Origin of the sequence: [Scytonema hofmanni] UTEX 2349 (assembly GCF_000582685.1) — a bacterium.
Classification (GTDB): domain Bacteria; phylum Cyanobacteriota; class Cyanobacteriia; order Cyanobacteriales; family Nostocaceae; genus Hassallia; species Hassallia hofmanni.
Map to the genome: position 1 here is coordinate 24,729 of NZ_ALWD01000002.1, position 21,353 is coordinate 46,081.

Annotated in this window: 14 protein-coding genes and 1 pseudogene; 5 read left to right on the forward strand and 10 right to left on the reverse strand. The window is 42.3% G+C overall.

Going from position 1 to position 21,353, the window contains the following annotated elements:
* Window positions 1–40: 40 nt before the first annotated feature.
* Together TOL9009_RS37190 and TOL9009_RS44205 are read right to left on the reverse strand one after the other, a co-directional pair.
* Window positions 41–349, reverse strand: coding sequence for a reverse transcriptase N-terminal domain-containing protein (locus TOL9009_RS37190; protein ID WP_051502707.1), 309 nt, complete (start codon window positions 347–349; stop codon window positions 41–43).
* Window positions 350–659: 310 nt separating this feature from the next.
* Window positions 660–1,765, reverse strand: a protein-coding gene (locus tag TOL9009_RS44205) for an IS630 family transposase (RefSeq protein ID WP_144238094.1) whose coding sequence is annotated in 2 segments (ribosomal slippage) — window positions 660–1,256 and window positions 1,259–1,765 — 1,104 coding nt in all. Because the reading frame shifts where the segments join, the coding sequence is not laid out codon by codon here.
* Between the two features lie 369 nt (window positions 1,766–2,134).
* On the opposite strand from TOL9009_RS44205, the gene TOL9009_RS44900 reads away from it, so the two are divergent.
* On the forward strand, window positions 2,135–2,365 hold the full coding sequence (locus tag TOL9009_RS44900; RefSeq protein WP_144238095.1) for a hypothetical protein: 231 nt from the start codon (window positions 2,135–2,137) through the stop codon (window positions 2,363–2,365).
* 896 nt (window positions 2,366–3,261) lie between these two features.
* Window positions 3,262–4,932 (forward strand): group II intron reverse transcriptase/maturase, encoded by a 1,671-nt coding sequence (gene ltrA / locus TOL9009_RS0100355; RefSeq protein ID WP_029630392.1) that lies wholly within the window; start codon window positions 3,262–3,264, stop codon window positions 4,930–4,932.
* A 97-nt stretch (window positions 4,933–5,029) separates the two neighbouring features.
* On the opposite strand, the pseudogene TOL9009_RS0100360 reads toward ltrA, so the two are convergent.
* The 8 genes and pseudogenes from TOL9009_RS0100360 to TOL9009_RS0100395 all read right to left on the reverse strand — a co-directional run.
* Window positions 5,030–5,410: pseudogene (locus tag TOL9009_RS0100360) on the reverse strand (two-partner secretion domain-containing protein); the annotation flags it as partial.
* Window positions 5,411–5,581: 171 nt separating this feature from the next.
* Window positions 5,582–7,837 carry an NHLP family bacteriocin export ABC transporter peptidase/permease/ATPase subunit gene (locus tag TOL9009_RS0100365; protein ID WP_029630395.1) on the reverse strand — a complete coding sequence of 752 codons (2,256 nt, stop codon included), beginning with the start codon at window positions 7,835–7,837 and terminating at the stop codon, window positions 5,582–5,584.
* Window positions 7,838–8,260: 423 nt separating this feature from the next.
* Window positions 8,261–12,178 carry a two-partner secretion domain-containing protein gene (locus tag TOL9009_RS0100370; protein ID WP_029630397.1) on the reverse strand — a complete coding sequence of 1,306 codons (3,918 nt, stop codon included), beginning with the start codon at window positions 12,176–12,178 and terminating at the stop codon, window positions 8,261–8,263.
* A gap of 606 nt (window positions 12,179–12,784) precedes the next feature.
* A complete protein-coding gene (locus tag TOL9009_RS0100375; RefSeq protein WP_029630399.1) occupies window positions 12,785–14,224 on the reverse strand; it encodes an NHLP bacteriocin system secretion protein in 1,440 nt (479 codons plus the stop codon).
* A 601-nt stretch (window positions 14,225–14,825) separates the two neighbouring features.
* Window positions 14,826–15,917, reverse strand: coding sequence for a cyclic nucleotide-binding domain-containing protein (locus TOL9009_RS0100380; RefSeq protein ID WP_029630401.1), 1,092 nt, complete (start codon window positions 15,915–15,917; stop codon window positions 14,826–14,828).
* Window positions 15,918–15,987: 70 nt separating this feature from the next.
* Window positions 15,988–16,263, reverse strand: coding sequence for a CTB family bacteriocin (locus TOL9009_RS0100385; RefSeq protein WP_029630403.1), 276 nt, complete (start codon window positions 16,261–16,263; stop codon window positions 15,988–15,990).
* Window positions 16,264–16,461: 198 nt separating this feature from the next.
* Window positions 16,462–16,713, reverse strand: a complete 252-nt coding sequence (locus tag TOL9009_RS0100390; RefSeq protein ID WP_084763046.1) for a CTB family bacteriocin — start codon at window positions 16,711–16,713, stop codon at window positions 16,462–16,464.
* 78 nt (window positions 16,714–16,791) lie between these two features.
* Window positions 16,792–17,043: a CTB family bacteriocin gene (locus TOL9009_RS0100395; protein WP_029630406.1), complete on the reverse strand. Its 252-nt coding sequence runs from the start codon at window positions 17,041–17,043 to the stop codon at window positions 16,792–16,794.
* A 322-nt stretch (window positions 17,044–17,365) separates the two neighbouring features.
* Here TOL9009_RS0100395 and TOL9009_RS0100405 point away from each other — a divergent pair, with 322 nt between their 5' ends.
* The 3 genes from TOL9009_RS0100405 (at window position 17,366) to TOL9009_RS37200 (ending at window position 20,900) form a co-directional block, all read left to right on the forward strand.
* Entirely contained in the window at window positions 17,366–18,442 is a 1,077-nt protein-coding gene (locus TOL9009_RS0100405; protein WP_029630410.1) for a Tll0287-like domain-containing protein, read from the forward strand.
* A gap of 84 nt (window positions 18,443–18,526) precedes the next feature.
* Window positions 18,527–19,348 (forward strand): MinD/ParA family ATP-binding protein, encoded by an 822-nt coding sequence (locus TOL9009_RS37195; protein ID WP_051502708.1) that lies wholly within the window; start codon window positions 18,527–18,529, stop codon window positions 19,346–19,348.
* Between the two features lie 151 nt (window positions 19,349–19,499).
* The gene (locus tag TOL9009_RS37200) at window positions 19,500–20,900 is read left to right on the forward strand and encodes a S8 family peptidase (RefSeq protein WP_072022069.1); all 1,401 of its coding nucleotides are present in this window, start codon (window positions 19,500–19,502) and stop codon (window positions 20,898–20,900) included.
* The last annotated feature ends 453 nt before the right edge of the window (window positions 20,901–21,353 follow it).

Consider the following 21,353-nt stretch of genomic DNA (forward strand, 5'->3'; position numbering starts at 1 on the left):
ACTTATTCAAGACCCTTGCTTGAATATTTTACTAATCCTCCTATGGCTTTTTATTGAGTTTTTCAGCAAGCCCTAAATAGTTCATTTGTTCGCGTTGAAAGGGCTGGGATTTAACCCCATCTATCCCAGCCGTATTCTTTCCTTGGTTGTCTTGAGTTACCCTTCTAACTGCTAACATTTTTCCAGACCAGGACTTCATCAACGTTTTTTGAAGTCTGCGAACTGCTTTTACATCACCACGAATCGAGGCTTTGTAGATTCTCTTTTGCAACTTAAAAACCACCCGTTCTAACTTTCGCCAGTTCGTTTGATTCCACTCCACCGTAGTCTTAAAACTCGTATCGGTCATTTATTGCTACTTAAATCTCCACATTCCAAATCATCGTGAGTACGTTTGCATATCCTGTACATTACACACAGGCATTACTCCCTTCCTGCCAGAAGACTCCCTAAACTGTAAGATAGTAATTTACATATTACATAAATCTAGCTGAGGTTGATATTTGGGTAAATTTATACTTAACACTACCTTTAAATTAGATTAGGCGATCGCGCTGAATAGCCATAAGAGCGAGCGATCACCTGGGGTGTCCGTTCAGACTGTCACTAATTAACTTCTTTATTGGTGGCAAAAAAGACTCTTCTTCAACGATGGGAGATTACAAAACTAAAGCATAAATGTGTTTAATAATATTTTGGATTTGTTCTGCTGTCTGAAGTTGGAAATTTTGAAAATAAGCTTCTAGCTTTTCTCGTATTTGTTGAATATTGACATTGATGGGAAGATGATGTAAAAGTTGAACTCGTAAAAGGTGTATAAGATATTCTACTAAATTAAAATTTGGTGAATAGGGAGGAGTATAGAAAAATTCTACATGAATTTTATCTTGAATATTCAAATCGGATAAATGAGATTGTAAATATGTTTGCATTTTTTGCTTATGAGTTGAGTTATTATCTAAAATCACACTAAGTTTTTGAACACCCTGCTCAATACAATCGCTAATTAGTTCAGCCAAATAACTAGACACATCTTCCGACTTGGATTTTTCTTTTAATTTTAAGTATTCTTCACCCGTAACCGCATCTACACAGAGCATTCCATTTAATTTATTTCGACGTTTCTTTTCATTACTTGGTACTTGAGGACGAGTATTTTTTTCACCCCAACCGTAAAAAATACTTGGGCGCTCATAAACTGCAAATTCATCAAAAAATACTATTTTCTCCTTCTCTTCTCGGCACTCCAGTTTTTTTTTAAAGTAGATACAAATTGTTTCTGTTGCTCTTTATCTGCGTTAGCATAGTCTCGATGAGCTTTTTGGTAAGATAAGTTTAATTCTGCTAAAATTTCATAAATTCGGGCTGATTTCAATTCAATGTTCCATCGATATTTAATTACATTACTTAAAATTTCTCCTGTCCAAATATTTCTATCTATTCCATATTTGATAGGTTTTTGTTCTAAAATCATCCTTTTTAATTCTTGTTTTTGTTCCCTGCTTAATCTGGTCTTTACTTGATGTTTTATTGGTTTTAATAATTCTGATAATCCTCCAGAGATAAACTTATCTATCCAATTTGATAAAGTTTTATATGAACAATTAACCAATTGTGTTACCTCTTCTCTACTTTGTCCTTCATATAAATATTTAATTGCCCATAATCGTTGTCGTTGATATTCTTTTTGATGTAGATAGTATAACTTTTGCCACAAATCTAAATCTAATTGGCATACTTCTAGTCGGAATGTGCGGTTAGCCATAGAGAAAACTGAAAATCCTATTGAGCGTTAATGTGATGGAATATCTTAGTTTTTATTATAAAAAGTCCAATGAGACAAAGGAAGTAATTAGCGATCGCCCTATAGTACAGGTATGAACAAACGGCCATAGCCATCTCCCTTCCCGGACACCCCCTTTGCCTAATTCACAGTCTTTATTGAGTATAAACTCTATTAAGTACTAACCTCAGCTAGATTTATGTAATATGTAAATTACTATCTTACAGTTTAGGGAGTCTTCTGGCAGGAAGGGAGTAGCTTCTTACTCAATCTCACCCACTCGCTGCATCTGGTTAGCACCTACTTAGCAATCGACTTACTAAGAGCTAACAAGGGGTTACTTCGTTCCGAATGACCATACTATGTACCTTTAGAGTGATGCTCTTCACCGGGTTTATAGGAAGTGCTTATTGGTCAACTGAAAAATTGCCAATTCCTTATCCTTCACCATTTTGGTTCCAGCGTGACCCGATAGAAAATATCGGAAGCCTTATTTCGCTGGGTGCTAATCACGATGATTCAAACACACCTTCAATCCTGAGATTTACTCATGGGTACTTTGCTCAATGGACACCAACATAGGCTTGTCAGTGGAGCCATTTTTTACCCCCGCTTTACGGATTGGTAGGCTATCCTCTACCGTAGGGGACACAGTTTTTTTACCGTGTTCTGTATGCTTTCACTCCTGCACCTGGAGGGAGGGGTTTTCACCCTCATGGTCATTCAGTTGTCAAGGTTCTGTGATCATTACCTAGCAGCTAATCCTCTGAAACCTTTACAGGCTCTAGTTTCTAGCTAACGAATCGCACTTTCAGCCTTAGCGTACAATTTTCCCGTTTTGGGTGCGACACGACGGCGCACGAAGGGCTGGAAGCCCCTATATACAAAGCTTCCAAAAGATGAGTGAGGAACCGATTCCTCCAGTCCAGTGTCCAGGACTGTTCCTAACCTTCCCATGCACCACTGGTAACGGTGATGTGTGAAGCGGAAAGTAAAGCCCAAGGAAGCATTTAGCCTAAAAATGTAACCGGGCAAAGGAAAGATTGGATGGGTGAATGTAAATGAATCCTTGTTGAGGCATCGTAAGAAAAGGTCATCGAAAAGGCTGACACGGTGATACGAGTAAAGCACTGAATACCCCAAAATTATTCAGTCAAGGTTCAACTCCCCAATTTGGTTGAACTGGGACACCAAACACTCCGGTGTAGAAAGGACACCCTACCCAATTAAATCTCATCCGTGCGTAACGTAGTAACCCCAATGGAGTCTGGGATTATACCCAGTAAGCAATCCGTAAGGAAAGCCGAATTCTTCAGTGGGTCAAGGATGCTTCCAGAAGCGAAAGCCACCAGCCGAAAGGCAAGGGGAATCCATAACCCGGTGGATAGGGCAGATGTCTAACCTGAAAAGGTGCTGACGGGAAGCAGGTGAGTCAACCAATATCCGTTGTAATGATTTCAAACCGAGGTGTAAGTTAGATGCAGGCAACTGTAAACCGAACCAAGGGACAGACTGATTGGAATTGTGTTAATTGGCGCAAAGCCAATCGGATTGTTCGGAATTTGAGACAGCGAATCTTTAGGGCAAAAACTGAGGGCAACTTAAAAAAGGTACGCTCTCTCCAGAAACTGATGCTACGCAGCTATTCTAATCGCCTAATTAGCGTTAGAAAAGTGACGCAGTATAACAGAGGTCGAAACACACCAGGAATAGATAAAATAGTAGTCAAAACTGCTACTGCCAGGGGTCAGTTAGTAGATAAATTAACTGATTATTCTCCCTGGAAATCATCACCAGCACGACGAATTTACATCCCAAAAGCTAATGGGAAGAAACGACCTTTAGGAATTCCAGTAATACAAGATCGTACCATCCAGGCAATGGTTAAAAATGCCTTAGAACCCGAATGGGAAGCAATTTTTGAAAGGTCTAGTTACGGTTTCCGACCAGGACGTAGCCCCCATGATGCTATTGCTAGTATCTACAACTTTGCTCGTCCAAATAAACGGAAGAAATGGGTGGTAGATGCAGACATTCAAGGATGTTTTGACAACATTTCGCATAATTTTCTGCTAGAGCTTTTAACAGGCTTTCCAGCCCGTGAATTAATTAAACAGTGGCTACTAGCAGGATATATGGAAGCGGGTTCATGGCATCCTACAGATGCTGGTACACCGCAAGGGTCTGTTGTCAGTCCGTTGTTAGCTAATATAGCTTTGCACGGTATGGAATCTGCTCTGGGAGTTAAATATAACTTTGACGGAGAACTCCGTGCATCTAGAGCTTTGGTGAGGTTCGCCGATGATTTTGTAGTGTTCTGTGAAACACTTGAAGATGCAAAAACTGTTGTTCAAATCCTGAATGATTGGATGCAAGCCAGAGGGCTTACTCTCTCCCAGGAAAAAACCAAAATATCGCATCTCACAGAAGGGTTTGACTTTTTGGGTTTCAATATCAGACACTACAAAGACCAAACTACTAAAACTGGATGGAAGCTGTTAATCAAACCTAGTAAAAAGTCTGTGCTAAATATTCGGAGTAAGCTGCGTTATGAATGGCTTAACTGTAAAGGTAAGTCAGTAGATGCAGTCATTAAAAAGCTTAATCCGATTATTCGGGGACAAGCGAATTACTTCCGAGTTGGAGTATCCTCAAAAATTTTCAATTCTCTTGACCACTGGTTATATGAGAAACAGAAAATGTATGCCAAACGTACTCATCGAAATAAATCCGATAGCTGGCGTAAGGCTAAATACTGGGGAAATCTAAATCTTGATAGACCATTTGACCGATGGGTTTTTGGTAATAAACAAACCGGAGCCTATATGTTGAAATTTGCTTGGTTCAAGATTGAAAGGCACATTCTTGTTAAAGGTAAATCATCACCCGATGACCCCAAATTAAGGGACTACTGGATTAAACGGCAAGAAGCTAAAACTAAATCCGAATTAATCAAAAGTAGACAGAAGATAGCTCAAAAGCAACAATATGTCTGTCCTGTCTGCGGGGAATCGCTATTAAATGATGAAGAGTTACATCTTCATCATAAAAAGCCAAAATCTCAGGGTGGTGGTGACAATTACGGCAACCTACAACTCGTACATCTGTACTGCCATCAGCAAATACATTCTGGAACAGTGAGTAGTTAATGACTTGCTTGAGCCGGATGCGTTGAAAGGCGCACGTCCGGTTCTGAGGGGGCGGGATTATAGCGATATAGTCCTGCTACCCGACCACGGTGACGCCATTCTGCCCAAACAAAATACCATTGGGATTAATTAAAAACAAATTTGCCGCACCATCAACACCCAAAGTCCCGAAAATATTTGAGGCATTTCCACCTGTTACCCGCGTCAATATATTTTCTACCCCAGACGGATTGCCAAAATACACTCTTTGCCCATTACCAACATTCAACTGACTGAAACTATGAAAAAGATTGCTCCCTCTTTGAGCGCCACCTTCAATTTTATCTGCGTTTCCACCATTAATTAAAGCATTGGGTGTGAGACGTGAACTTTCTGCTCCAAGGGTATTATCAGGGGTAATTTGAGCTATTACTGGTGAATTTGGAAGTGCTAGAAAACTGCATAATAAAAGCGGGAGCAAACTTTGTTGGTTCTTCATGGATATGCAGATGCGCTCTATTAGCTAGATATATCAGTATTTTGGACTAGGCACAATTTATGCAATAATTGTTAATATGATACTCAAACAAAGCAAAATTGCGCTTGTGAAGGATTGCTAGATTCCCGACTTGTTGAAAAAGTTGAAAATCTAACCAAATCGCCCATCAAATTACTCTAAAATTCCGCCCTCACTTTTAATTAACTCTAAATAAAAGCCTTCAATTTGCCGCAATTCATCATGAGTGCCGCGTTGTACAACCTTACCCCGATTGAGAACAATAATTTCATCGCAATCGCGAATTGTACTCAAGCGATGCGCCACAATCAAGCAAGTACAACCCCGCAACCGTAAATTTTGATCAATAATTTTTTCCGTCTCTGCGTCCAATGCACTTGTAGCTTCATCCATCAGCAAAATTGAGGGGTTATTAACTAAAGCGCGGGCAATTTCTAACCGCTGTCGCTGTCCCCCACTCAAATTGGTTGCACCTTCTAACAAGTCTGCATTGTATCCACCGGGAAGCGATCGCACAATTTCATGCACGGCAGCATCACGGCAAGCTTGCATCAAGTTACTATCAGGTATAGTCGTATCCCACAAAGTCAAGTTGCCGCGGACGCTACCAGCAAACAGCGTAATATCTTGTTCTATGGTTGCAATCGAATTTACCAACACCTGATGCGGAATTTGCGATCGCACTTGTCCATCCAAGTACATTGAACCAGACCAAGGTTCGTATAACCCAGCCACAAGTTTAGCGATCGTTGATTTTCCGGAACCGCTACCGCCCACCAGTGCCACTCGCTGTCCCGGTTTAACCGAAAGACTAAAATTCTCAATCAAAGGCGGTGCAGTTCGATTGTAGCCAAAAGTAATATCGCGTAGTTCCAGATATCCTTCTAGTTTGGGAGAGTGGGGGAGATGAGGGAGATGGAGAGACAAACTGCCCCTGCCCCCTGCCCCCTGCTCCCTGCCTCCTGTCCCCCTCTCCCCCTCCTCTTCCGTCGGATTTTGCAAAACATCATCCAACCGATTTAAGTTTCCTTCGAGTTCTTGTAAATCGCCGCCTAAACTGATAAGTTGATTCACAGGTTGCATAAACTGCTGCATTAAAGATTGAAATGCTACCAGCATCCCGATAGTCAAAGCACCATCCATGACGCGCAATCCCCCAACAACGATTAATAGCATTGAGGTAATGCCAGACAAAAACGCGGGTAAGATCCCTAACCCCTGATTTAAGCTGTCCATATCTTGCCGGACATTAATTGCTTTTGCGTAATATCCTGCCCAACGAGTAAAGAAATCTGATTCTAAACCGCAAGCTTTCAGGGTTTCCATACTTTGCAATCCAGCGATCGCTATGCCGCTGACTTTGCCTTGTTCTTGCATCAAGCGGATATTTGTATCTCCGCGCGATCGCGCTACCCATTGTAAGGCTACCAGATTGACGACAACAAAAGCGACACCAATCAGAGTTAACACCTTGTCGTATTGCAGCATGACAATGGCGTAAAAAATCACCATTACAGCGGAAATTATTGTTGTTGCCAGTTTACCAGAGAGGAGATTTGCAAGGCGATCGTTTAATTGAATTCGGCTGCTAATTTCTCCGGCAAAGCGTTGGTCATAAAAGCTGACGGGAAGGTGGAGAAGATGCCAGATAAACTTACTCGACATTCCCATTGCCAGCTTGATTTTCATCCGTCGCAATAGCTGTAATTGCAATCGCGTTAATAACCCGCTTAATAATGCTGTAAATAGCATTGCAAATATCAGCGATCGCAACCAATCTTCGCGACCTTGAATTAAGACTTGATCGACAAATACTTGTGAAAATGTCGGCATCGCCAACCCAGGTATTACAAGGAAAAAACCCGCTAATACGCAGTAAAGCAGCGACCACATGCTCCCTTGCAAGCGTGACCACAATGCCAAAAATAAACTTGGTTTACGTCCTCCTTTCTTAAATTCTGGACTCGGTTCAAATACTAATACAACTCCGGTAAAAGCCTCGCTGAATTCTGATAGCGAAACTATGCGTCGTCCTGTTGCCGGGTCGTTTAGAAAAACGCGCTTTTTGCTAAAGCCTTCAACTACTAAAAAGTGATTAAAATTCCAAAATACAATATAAGGACATGCAATTTGTTGCAAAGCTGCTAAATCTACTTTGAAGCCTTTGGCTTGTAAATTATAACTTCGAGCCGCACTCAGCACATTTGAGGCTTTACTTCCATCCCGCGAGATACCGCAAGCTTGGCGGAGTTCTGCTAGGGGAACGATGCGATTGTGGTAGCCTAAAATCATACCCAGAGATGCTGCCCCACATTCTACTGCTTCCATTTGTAGTAAGGTAGGTGTGCGGCGAATGCGGTGAGATTTTGGGGGATTTTTTAATAGTTTTTCACGAATTTGTTTAAACATAAGTTATAATTTTTTTTTAATTTATATACAAAAAAATCACAGTTTTCTCTTTACAGTAGTAAGCGCTTTAGAGCTTGTTTTAAGCACTGAAGTGCTTACTACGATCCTAAATTTATGTTTATGCTTAGTCGTCTTAAGACGACTTATGCTATTAGCCATAGGTTTAAACCTATGGCGGGTAATGTAACTGATGTAAGATTTCAGCCATTCATGCAAGCTCAGGCTATAGGAATCATATTTGATTTCTGAAAAAATCTAAGTATTTGTAGGGTGTGTTAGACATAAGCCGTAACGCACCAAAAGCTTGAGATGGTGCCGTACTCTCGCCTAAGACACCCTACGTATATTTCAAAAATCAAATACTAGTCCTATAGCTAGCAAAGTATTAGCTTTAATTTTCCTTACTTTTCCCTCTTAAACTAACTATTTAGAGACAGGGCAAACTGATGCACTGACGCGAGAAGATAACGTAGTTTCGGGTGCTTGGGCAACAAGCATGATTTTACCGTCGGGAGTTTTCACCCAACCTTGAGCCTCAACGAGTGCAGGTTGTGTAGGTGGAATGCTGGGAGTTGAGGATGAGTTTGATACTTTAGGAGAACTGCCTTCTAAAGTAGCCAACGGACTCAAGTTAGATGTACCCACAAGTGGTTGAAAAGGACTGGGTGGTATGGCACCGCGTCCGCTAACGACAAATTTGCCCAAGGGTTTCTTCGCATTACTCCCTCTAGGGCAGTCTTGGGCAAATTGATTAGTAGCGTCGATTATTTGGTCTGGTAGTTCGATTATTCCTTGAGTTGGTTGGACATCAGGTTGAATGATGTTGATTTGTCCTTGTACACCAAGTTGAGAACTGGCAGTGATATCGCTTTGTGCGGTGGGGAAGGAAGCGGGAACAATGCCAAAAATTCCTTTAGTGTTAATGGTCACGTTTCCGCCGCTTCCTTGAAAGGCGTTGGCGCTGATATCGCTGTTTTCTTTATCGACTGCGACGATGAGGGGAGCATTAATTTTGATATTACCACCGTTTCCTACTCCTTGGGCAAGACCGGCTGTTGCAGAAATATTACCACCGCGCCGCAACAATAAAAGATTGGTATTTAAGGTAATATTACCGCCATCTGCTGCAAAAGATTCTGCATTAATCACACCTTTATCTTTAACACTGATGCGTGGTGAATTTACGGTGATATTTCCGGCTTGTCCCTCACCTCGGCTGCGAACAGAAAGAAAGCTTGGCAGGCTACCATTATTCGAGATACCAACTACCTCAACTGAATCAGAAGCGTTAACAGTAAGATTACCACCTCGCCCCGTGCTACCTGGCGCTGTACCAGCAGAAATTGCCCCACCATTGCGGACGCTGAGACGTTGAGTGCGGATGCTTAAATCTCCGGCATTGCCAGAGCCACCAGTTGATGTAAATATTCCGTCAGCTAGGTCGGTGTTTGCGGGGTTTGCTACAATTTCTACGGAGTCGGTAGCATTAATGTTTATATCGCCGCCTCGCCCTGTACTGCTTGTACCTGTAGTGATATATCCACCTTCGCGGATACTGAGACGATTAGTGGTAATACTTAAACGTCCAGCATCGCCAGTACCTTCGGTGAAGGTAGTTAGAAAGCTACCTAACATATTGTCTGGAGAGTGACCAACTAACTCTACCAAGTCTGAGGCGTTAATAGTTAAATCACCACCATGCCCCGTGCTTCCTTCAGCCGCCGCTGTTGAGATAAATGCCAGATCGCGAATGCTGAGGCGACGAGTATTGATGTTTAAGCGTCCAGCATTCCCAGAACCAAATGTAGCAGTTGTCAGAACGCTGCCAAGTTGACCGTCTGGAGAACTACCAACGACCTCCACAAAGTCAGAGGCGTTGACGGTTAAATTACCACCTTGCCCAGTGCTTCCTGAATTTACCGTTGCCGATACAATTCCAAGATCCCGGACGCTAAGAGAGCGGGCATTGATGGTAAGATTACCAGCATTACCAGCCCCACTAGTTGACGCTGTTAGCCTGCTAGAGAGTTGACCATTTGGAGTGATACCTACACCCACAACTTCAACATTTTCAGAAGCATTCACAGTTAAATTACCGCCCCGCCCTTTGCTTCCCAAACGAGTATCCGTCCCCACCAATGCGCCACCGCGAATGCTCAGACGACCTGTGTTAATCGTTATATCCCCGGCATCACCAGCCCCTAAAGTTCCAGCAGAGATGTCGCTGAAAAATTTATTATCAGGTGAAAGACCCACAACCTCAACAAAGTCAGAAGCGTTGATAGTTAAATTGCCACCCCGCCCCGTGCTAGTATTAGTAGCCGCCGAGGTAGTTACCGTTCCCCCGTCTCGAATGCTGAGGCGAGGGGTGGTGATGGTCAGATTTCCAGCATCGCCAGAACCAAGAGTTGAAGTTCCAATACCACTCAATTGTCCGCTATTGGGTATAAAGCCAATGACTTCTACTGAGTCTTTGGCATTGATAATTAAGTCTCCTCCCCGACCAGGCTGATCAATTCCAACGCCTGTGGCGATATCCCCTCCATCACGAACGCTCAGTTTTCCAGTATTAATAATTAATTGCCCACCGTTTCCTGAACCTTGGGCGCGAGTTGCTAGGCGGCTTCCTGTGATAAAACTTTCTCCATTTCGTGAACCAAACACAGTTGAACCGCTCAAGCTGACAGAATCAGCATTAATCAATAAATTACCACTATTACCCTGTCCTTGCGTCTGCGTACCAATATTAGCACCATTGGAGAGTGTCAAAGTTCTCGTTTGAAGTTGGATATTTCCCCCGTCACCTTTACCGTTGGAGGAGGAAGAAATACTAGCAAACCCATTCAGCGAAATTGAATCGTCGGTAGTAATGCGAATATCGCCAGCTCGACCTTCATCGAAATTTCGAGAACTAATAATTGTATATTCACCCTCAAGAGAAAGGGTTCTTGCTTGAATTTCAATATCACCACTCGCTTCGCTATTCGTTCCCCCAAAAACAGACGCACCCGAACTGCTAGAAATCCTAGCGCCATTAAACAGCGAAATCGTATCCTGTGCTTGCAAAGTCGTCTTTCCACTTCGCCCTTGCCCAATGTTCCCAGAATCAATCACTGCTTGGTTACTCAAGTTAATTGTTCGGGCTTTGATAGCAATATCGCCACCGTTGCCAATCGAATTTTGCGATCCAGAAGTCGATATCTGACTATTATTATCTAGCGTCACATCCTCTGCTGCATTCAAACGGATATTTCCCTGACTCCTCTGACCACCGGTGGTGATTTGGCTGGTATTATTCAAACGAATCGACTGAGCATCAATCGTCACATTTCCGCTATCGCCCAGAGAATTGTCCAAACCAGTATTGGTAATAAAACTTTTACTATCTAGCGTGACGGCACCAGTGGCATTAATGACAACATCCCCCGCTGGAATACCCGCCTTACCTTCACCAGCTTGAAGCGCTGTAGCGATAAAGCTAGTTTCAGAGAGGCTGAGGTTACGAGCATAAACGGTAACTGCACCCCCTCCAGTTGTAAAAGCAAAGGCGTTGTTTTGCAGTGTCACATCGGCTCTGGGTAGATTTTCTGGGAAATTTAATTGCATTTCATTACCACTACCAGTCAGCCCAACGGTTCCCACTCCCGCCAGTCCGCCCAATTCTAGGCGATTACCTACCGCAAATACACCACCACCATCAAAAGTAATATCTCCACCCACTAAAAAGCGGCTTCCTTGTTGCGGAGAAAATGACGCACTATTTGCAGTATCCGTCTCATTTGGGCGGGAGCGGTTGGTAATTGCACCTTGATTAAGTTGGTTAAACAACAACGCTGAAGGCTGAATAGTCAATAACGGTGGTGCTTGGGGATTCGTGGCACTAAAATTTCCCTGGTTTCCAAATTGAACCGCGTTCGCTGTCGTCCCCAAAAAGGAACCTCGCACATCTAACCGTGCATTCTGCCCAAATAAAATCCCATTGGGATTAATCAAAAACAGATTCGCAGCACCATCAACACCCAAAGTCCCGAAAATATTCGATGCATTCCCACCTGTCACCCGCGTTAGTATATTTTCCACTCCAACAGGGTTGCCAAAATACACTCTTTGCCCATCACCTACATTAAACTGACTAAAACTATGAAAAAGATTGATCCCCCGTTGAGCGCCACCGTCAATTTTGTCACCTGGTACGTTATTAATTAAAATATTCGGAGTCAGTCGGGAAGCTTCTGTTCCAAGGGTGTTATCTGGGGTAATTTGCGCGTTTGCGGGAGTACAGGCAAGTATAAAAACGCTGGTAAATAAGAATTTTTGCAGCAATTTCTGTAGTTGACGCATTACAAAATCTAGGTAGGGGTAGTAAACACGTTGTGTTTAAGTTACATATATCACTATTTCTGGCTATGTTTAACTAATGCAATAGTAGGTTGAGTAAAGCATTTGATATCTTGCACCAGTCTCAATAACCCGCCGAGGAATAAATTCCCCGGCTGATAGCTAAAGTCGTCTAAAGACGACTGAGTAAGAATTTTAGTCCATTGAAACTGACATCTTGCAGCATTCTCAATTAGCGTCCAGACCCGCCCAGAGTTAAAACTCCACAGCTTTTAGCTCAAGTCCACGCTTTGTGGACTCAAACCTTTATCTAGTCGTCTTTAGACGACTTTAACTATTAGCCTTAGAATTTATTCTGAGGCGGTTTTGGGATTGGTGCAAGATGTTGGATACAACGAAAGTAACCGTAGTCAAGTTTATCTAAATGCTAAACCCAGCGTTCTACATGAGGCTCTTGTACCTCTTAAAGGTCGTGCCTCTGTTAATGTCGATAAATGCGACGTATCGTAGAGACGTTCCGGCGGAACGTCTCTACGAGTTTTTACGGTTTTTTATTATGTTATGCCGGACATGATATGAGAGCGGTAAACCGCTCACTACACAGTTTCTTCAACCGATACCTGACCAATCTTTGAGAATTGGTAACACAAATTCGATGGGTTTGCGTTTTTCCACTGTTATCCGCACTGTGGTTGTGGTTCCTGGTGTCATTTTTAGCTGCGGTCCAGTGGAGGATGACCAGCGATATTTGCTGAATGTTGAGGAATCGGGCTGAAGTTCTGTAAATACCGTAAGTTGTGGTCCTTGTCCCATCACACTAGGTAAAATATCCGCATTGCCAATTAAACTGACTGCACCTTGTTGTGTGACAGGGAATGCAGATATATTTGTTACTTTGCCTTCGATGCCGCCAAATTCTTCCCGCTTTACTGTAGAGGGTGTGATTTGCACTTGACTACCCGGTTTAATTTTCTTGCCTTCACTGACGGGCAGAAAGACAACATTAACTAACTTAGCAGATGACTCTTGAGCAGCGATCGCACCAATTCCTACACCTGGTTCTAACTGTTGCCCCGGTTTGGCGGTAATTTCCAAAATCCTCCCCGTGTAATCGCTGATAATTCTACTACTCTTTTGTAACTGTAATTCCAATTGAGCAATCAAACGTTGGGTTTCTTGAATTTCTTTGGTACGGTTGGTATTAATGGTTAAATCTTGTTCTTTTTGCGTTGCTTGACGACTATCCAATGCTTTTAATTGCGCTGATAACTCGTTAGCTTGATTGAGATTGCGGAGATATTCACGTTGAGCATCAGCTTCTTTTACATCTAATTGATTTAATTGCGATTCTGCTTCGTTGATTTGCGCTTCGGCATTAATATATTCTTGCCGTGCTTGTAAAGCCATATCTTTAGGAACTGCACCTTGACGAAATAGATTTTCGCGCTCATCCCACCGCTGCTTCAATGTGGGTTGCAATTCGCGTAATGTTTGCAAACGCTGTTTGAGATTTTGGCGATCGCGTTTCAATACTTCTAATCCCTTTGATCGTAAAATGGGAGTGAGGGACTGTACCGTTTGCAGACTTTGCTGTATTGTGCGTCGCTGCTCTTGCGTGGCTGTCTGTTCGAGAGCATAACGTTGTATCTGCACTTGTGTTGCAGTTTGGTCTTGGAGTCGCAATTGTGCTAGTTTATCGCGGGAAAGCTGCAATTGCTTTTTTAACTCAGATTGGTCAATCGTTGCTAAAACCTGACCCTTTTTCACCATTTCCCCTACTTCCACATTTAATTCCAGAATCCGTCCGGGGTTAGATGCTTGAACTGTGACAACTTTACTCGGATAAATTAGCACTCCTCGACCTGTAACAATAATCGGAATGCGTCCGAGTATACTCCACGTTAAGCCTGCCGCAACCAATGAACCAAGTGCAAATAAGGAAAACCAACGTTTGGGACTAGTTATTTTGATTAATTGGTCGAGTTGTTCGGGAGAAGCTACCTTTTCTAAAGCTTCTTTGCGAAATAATTGATTTTTCTGCGTTACCATTGAATTTACCTTCAATTTCTATAGAATTTACCGAAATGTTGGGTCTAAAGCCCCGTCCTTTAGTACTGGTTTTCTGGTATACTAATTGCAGTGGCAAGGTAATCAACCACTTAAAAAACCTAGCTGTCGAAAGACAAAGCACGCTGAAAGAGTGAAAATTAAATCTATAGGGTTCTACTGCATTTTTCTAGCTTCCTCCTAGCAGTGGGTAAAAGATTTATAGGGACTAGACAAACAGTATTTTGAAACAAATTGTTTCAGTTAAACAGGACTTGTAGAAATGCAACTAGGGTAGGGCATACCCAAAGTAACGCTTGGGAGCCAGTGCGTTGGGCGGCTCTGCCGACTTGAAGCACCTGGCGTGGAGAGTCTCACCTCTGACTTAGACGACGCAAGGACTTCTTCGTTAAGTGATCTCAGTGAACCAAGAATCCCCGTTCATTTATGTCGGGGAGTGTCAACCCAAGATTCTTTGCATCCCTCTTTGCATCTTCTCCTTCGGAGACGCCAAGGACGAACGCGGTTCGTTTCTCTTTAAAAGACCAGAAAACGAACCGCCAAGACGCCAAGGACGCCAAGAAGTAAGAGGAGTGAGAGAGTTTCAATCAATTCCGATTCTTTTGAGCATCCATTCAAATCGCGCCCCCGCTAAGGCAACTTGTGTGAGAAAATGGGCATTAAGTTCGTTAGCGTAAGATTTGTCTAAAGATTGTCCGCTACTGTAAGTTAACCTGCCATACCCAAGCCGCTGAACGATCGCTTGTTGTTTATCGGCTAACAAAACAGACAGCACGCGATAAAATCGAACTGCAAACCCCACATCATGCAGCAGTTTAGCTGCTAAACGCCATCGAGGAATCGACAGCACCCGCGAATTCCGCAGCGCTTTTACTGTCACTGCCGGCGGTTGTGCTTCAATAAAGGGAGTTTCACCAATAATATCACCACGGGATAACCGGGCAAATTCTTGTTCTAATGGTTGAGTGTCCTCTAAATTAGAAAAAGCTCGTGTTAATGGATTGCAGTCTTCTGTAGCTGCGTTCAAAGCGATCGCACCATCAAGTAAAATATGTAGTGCTTCAATTGGTCTACCACTGCGAATCAACACGGTGTCTGCGGCAATTTGTTGGACTCTTCCCGCAGCAATCAACCACTCAATATCGCTATCGTGTAACTCTGCAAAGATAATCAATGCTTCCCGTAGTTGCGGTTGACTTAATACAACTGTGCTGCGTCCGAGTTGATTCATCATTAGTTCTAGCCGATTTGCTAACAGCACTGCACTTGCTCTTGTCAGGTGTGCGGCAAAATTGAGGTCTTGTTGCAACTTTTGTAATAGATGCGATCGGTCAATTGTCAAAATTAAAGATTTGCTTGTCGCACAAACTGTGGTAGATGGTAAGTAAGTTTCTACAAAAGGAATTTCTCCTACCATCTCTCCACTCGATAATCGAGCAATTTCCCGTCCCGGCAGGGCACCACCTTCAAGCGCTGCAAAAGCTCGACCCAGCGGATTTGCATTACTCTGAGTCAGCGAAACCGTCAACGCACCATCTAAAAGAATATACAGCGCATCTAGCGGTTGACCTTGCTGAATCACAACAGTTCCTGGCTCAATTTCAACTTGATGTCCGGTTGCCAACATCCAGTCTATATCTTGATTGCTAAGTTCCTTCAATAGAACTTGTGTCATTGATAAATAAACTCCCTTAAAGAATAATGTATGGGAGAACAAATAATTTGGAAATAGCTTGAAAATTTCATTATTTTCTGCCAAAAAATTTGGCTAATCCGCTAAAAAAGCTCATAATATCGCTTGGAGAATTCAAATCTAAACCAATAATTTGAAAAGCCGAAGAAAATGTTTGAGAAGATTTGAAAAGAGAACTTCGTCTTGAACCTTTTCGGTGCGCTGAAAATATATCACTTTTTTCAAACATCGAGCCAGAGATTGAAATACTAATCCCCCCTGCGATTCCTTCAAGTTCTTCTTCAGATAATTCCACCGGAGTATTATTTACATCTGTTTCATTAGACATTATTTTCTCCTTGCTCAGGTAAAACATTTCTGGATTTAGTAGATTTGTCCATTAAACCAATTAATGATTTCTGAAATTACACTATTTCTAGTGGAGTGGTACTTATGCAGATTCAGAGGTAAACCCTCTAAAAGTTAAAGCAGAGACTGTTCGTGCAATGAAACAGCCTCTGCTTAAGTCCCAGTCAGAGTAAACAAATTAGGCGATCGCGATCGCTTGACCAGCCGAGCTAAAGATTTCTTGGACATTAGTCAAAGAAGCAGTACCGCTACCATTTGGACCTGCGAAGGTTTGTTGACCTACAGTCAGATTCTTCTGAGAGAAAGTATTTGTAGCATCAGATGCAAAACCTTGAACATCACCGAAACTGATTGCTAATCCACCTGCTACGGTGTCGAGTTCCAATTCAGATAGTTCAACTGCACCGATGTTGTTGATTTCGTTAGTCATTGTTTTTCTCCGTTGTTGTGTAATTTTGGATATTAAGATTTGTTGTCGGGTGAGCATTGTACCCACCCAGGTTGTGAATTACTTAACAGCGATCGCTTGACCAGCCGAGCTAAAGATTTCTTGAGCATTGGTCAGGGAAACTGTACCGCTACCATTTGGACCTGCGAAGGTTTGTTGACCTACAGTCAGATTCTTCTGAGAGAAAGTATTTGTAGCATCAGATGCAAAACCTTGAACATCACCGAAACTGATTGCTAATCCACCTGCTACGGTGTCGAGTTCCAATTCAGATAGTTCAACTGCACCGATGTTGTTGATTTCGTTAGTCATTGTTTTTCTCCGTTGTTGTGTAGTTTTGTGATTCGCAGCGTGTTTTAACTGGTTTATCGTTAGCTTGGTTGTGTCTGCTGCGTTTGTTTGCTTTCGATGTGTTCATAATAGGAATTTTGCTTTTAGCTGTACATCGGAAAAACGTTGGGTTTGCAACCTGCTTTTTATCCATCAAAGTGACTCCAACTTTAGTTGGAGGCTTTAAGTTCAGATTAGGATTTACGCTGGTATGGTGGTTGCAGCTTTGGATTGAAGAAAAATCTGATCGAGTTAAGGTGTCTCAGATATATGAGTAAACAAGACCGTTGATAAAATTAGAGAAATGCTACGTCGTCTTAAGCTTGCATCTCAATTTACGTTACTGCTGTCACTAATTTTTATTGCTGGAATTGCCCTAGGGGGATTGGCATTGTCTAAAGCTCTAGAGCAAAAAGCCGAAATGGAAATGAGTCATCGAGGAGAAATGGCTATGCAGATGGTGAATGCAGTAAAAAGTTATACGAGTAAGGATATTGCACCGCTGATTGCTCAAATAGCCGATCCCCAAACTCAGTTTATTCCGGAAACTATACCCAGCTTGGCAGCAAGGCAAGTATTTGACACGCTCAAACAAACCTGGAAATACAAAGATTTTATTTATAAAGACGCAACACTGAATCCCACAAATTTGGCTGACCAAGTTGACCGATTCGAGGCAAAATTAATTGAGCGGTTTGAGAGCGATCGCACTCTCAAAACTTTATCTGGTTTTCGCACTCAAGCTGGAGAACGATTATTTTATAGCGCTCAACCATTAGCTGTAACAAACTCAAGCTGTCTGGTGTGTCACAGTACACCGCAGCTTGCACCAAAAAGCCATGTGGAAAAATATGGTACTCAAAATGGTTTTGGCTGGAAGCTGAATCAAATTATCGGCACTCAGATTATCTATATCCCTGCAAGTGAAGTATTTAGGAACGCTCGTCAAGCGCTTTTTCTATTCATCAGCATATTTATGGGCATTTTTGCATTAGTAATTGTGTTCATTAACTATTTACTTAAGTGGAGAGTAATTCAACCTTTAAAACCAATGGCTCAACTTGCCCAAACAATTATTTTAGATCACCTTAGCGTCACCGAAGTCAGAAAACTCGAACGCGAAGGGTTAACCCAAATCGCACAACGCACCGATGAACTGGGGCAACTTGGACGTGTGTTTCAAAAAATGGTGCGGGAAGTATGCGATCGCGAAGCGCACCGCAGGCATCGCGAACAGCAATTATCCGAGCAGTTGCAGCAGCTTCAAGTAGAAATTGACTCCTCAAAAGTAATAACTCAAGTTGCGGAAATTGCTGAAAGTGATTATTTTCAGAAGCTACAAAAAACTGCAAAAGAGATTCGCAATCAATGGAGTCACTAGTGGTGATTAACCTATAAGGTCTCTACGATTCATCCCCCAGTTATGCAAAAAAATCAGTTTTAAAATCAAGGAAAGTAGATAATAATGGCTAAAATTGTCTCAATTCATTCTTTTAGAGGCGGAACGGGTAAATCTAACGTCACTGCCAACCTCGCAACCTTGATTGCTCGTGCAGGCTACCGCGTAGGCATAGTAGACACAGATATTCAATCACCAGGAATTCATGTCCCTTTTGGTTTGGATGAAACCAAAGTCAAGCACACACTGAATGATTACTTGTGGGGACGCTGTACAATTGAAGCTGCTACTTACGATCTCAGTTCTGTCTTTACAACATCAAAGAACTGGTTTTCTCAGAACCGAGGCAAAATCTATCTGATTCCATCTAGTATCAAAACTGGGGAAATCTCGCGGATTTTGCGTGAGGGATATGATGCACGTTTGCTTAATGATGGGTTTCGTCAGATAGTGCAACGTTTCGGGTTAGATTATCTCTTCATTGATACTCACCCTGGAATCAACGAAGAAACGCTTCTTTCTGCCATTATCTCGGATGTACTCATAGTAATTCTACGTCCCGATAAACAAGACTATCAAGGGACAGCAGTAACAATCGATGTGGCACGTAAATTAGATGTGCCAAAAATGCTATTAGTTGTGAATAAAGCATTACCTAGCTTGAATCATGAAAGATTGCGGCAACAGGTTCAACAAACTTACAACGTTCCAGTTGCAGGAGTGCTACCTGTTTGTGAAGAAATGTTTCATTTGGGAAGTAGTGATATTTTCTGTTTGCGCTATCCAGAACATCCTTGGACAAAAACAGTCAGTGCGATCGCACTTCACCTAAGTGAAAATAATAAACCTGTAAATAAGCCGTTTCATCTGGGAAGAATCAACGGCTAATATAATTTTGTCAAAATTGAGAGTTTCAGAACCCCGACTTATCGAATAAGTCGGGGTTATTGCTATTCGTAGTTGCGTGGAAATTGCATATGTCTACTTCACCAGAAATAGTGAATAACATACAGGCAAAAAATTACTGGTTTCCAATACTATGCTTAACAATAAAATAGATAATGGTGGCGATTTATTAGATAATTCGTCTCATTCTTTTGCGCCGATACATACAAATTCATTAGATGCAGATAGGCTGATAAGTACATATCGTAGTGCTTGCAGTTTTTATAATGAATTATCTAATGTTCTGGAAGATTCAATTTATAAATTTGACAGCGCCACAGATACTAACAATCAAGATTTCCAATATACTAATACACCTGACGCTTGGCTTGATAGTTCAACAACAGGTCAATTAGGTATTAATTATGCTCCCGGAATAATTGATTACAATACAGGTAAATTGATTGGTGATAGTAATAACGAGTTTGATACTAATAGCTATCCATCAAATACCGATGACCTACAGGTAAGTAATTCTGATTTTGGTGAGGCTGAATTATATCAATTAAGCACAGATACTGGCTCAACTGAACCATATTTGACTGCACAATCTCGCCGATTTAGTGAAGTGTATGGCTACGGCTTAGTTGATGCAGCAGCAGCAGTTGCACAATCTATAGGGCGATCGCCTTTTGCTGATGTTGTTAACCGAAGTAATTACTACGATTGGGGACTGGATGCGATTAGTGCCCCGGAAGTCTGGACACAAGGATATTCGGGCAAGAATGTTGTTGTCGCAGTAATTGACACGGGAGTGGATTATACTCACGCAGATTTGAACGATAATATTTGGATCAATTCTGGCGAAATTTTCGGTAACGGAATTGATGACGATCGCAACGGATACGTTGATGATATTATTGGCTGGGATTTTGTTAGCAACGACTATGCCCCAATGGATTATGAGGGTCATGGAACTCATGTTGCTGGAATCATTGCCGCTGAGAACAATGGATATGGGACAATCGGTGTTGCCTATAACGCTAAAATAATGCCGATTCGGGTGCTGGATGAAAATGGAAGTGGTAGTTATAACAATATTGCCCGTGGAATTGTCTATGCTGCTGACAATGGCGCAGATGTAATCAATCTAAGTTTGGGTGGTGGTTACTCTTCTGCACTTGAACAAGCGATCAAATACGCAACCCAAAAAGGTGCGGTTGTTGTTATGGCAGCAGGAAATGAAGGTGCATACAAACCGACAAATCCAGCAGCTTTGGCGACAAATTACGGTATTGCAGTCGGTGCAATTGACTACGACAGGTATGTGGCTGATTTCTCAAACTGGGCGGGTGACAATAGTAATCTAAATTATGTAGTTGCCCCTGGTGTTGATATTTATTCCACAGTTCCCGGTAATAAGTATAAATTCATGGATGGCACTTCGATGGCTACACCTTATGTTTCCGGTGTGGCTGCACTGATGCTGAGTGCTAATCCTAATTTGACTCCGAATCAAGTACGTCAAATTATTACCGGAACTGCGATCGGTTGATGCGTTCCTTTTTGAAGGGGGCATTGGGCATTAGTAATAATATCAGGTTTACATGATTAATATAATACCCGCTTAACCTCGCCCCTTTCCTTAATAAGGCTACCATGTACACACAACTCGGAAAAACCTCACCCTCGCTTTTAGCTACGCTAAAATCTTTCCCTCTCCTTGTTAAGGCTATCGTGTACACACAAGTCGGAGTGGCTTGTTCAACCCGCGTTTTACCCCCCTTAATCCCCCCCTTATAAAGGAAAATCTTGTTCCCTCCCCTTTATAAGGGGAGGGTTAGGGTGGGGTAATTCAAGGACTGGTAGTGATTCGATTACTTGTGTGTACACCGTAGCCGCAAGTTCGGAGAGGGATGTCCGGAACGGACAGGGTGAGGTTTTTCAAATCGGGTGATATTTTTGCATGAGTTCACCTTTGCCAGAAATATAAAGCTATAAGGTCGTA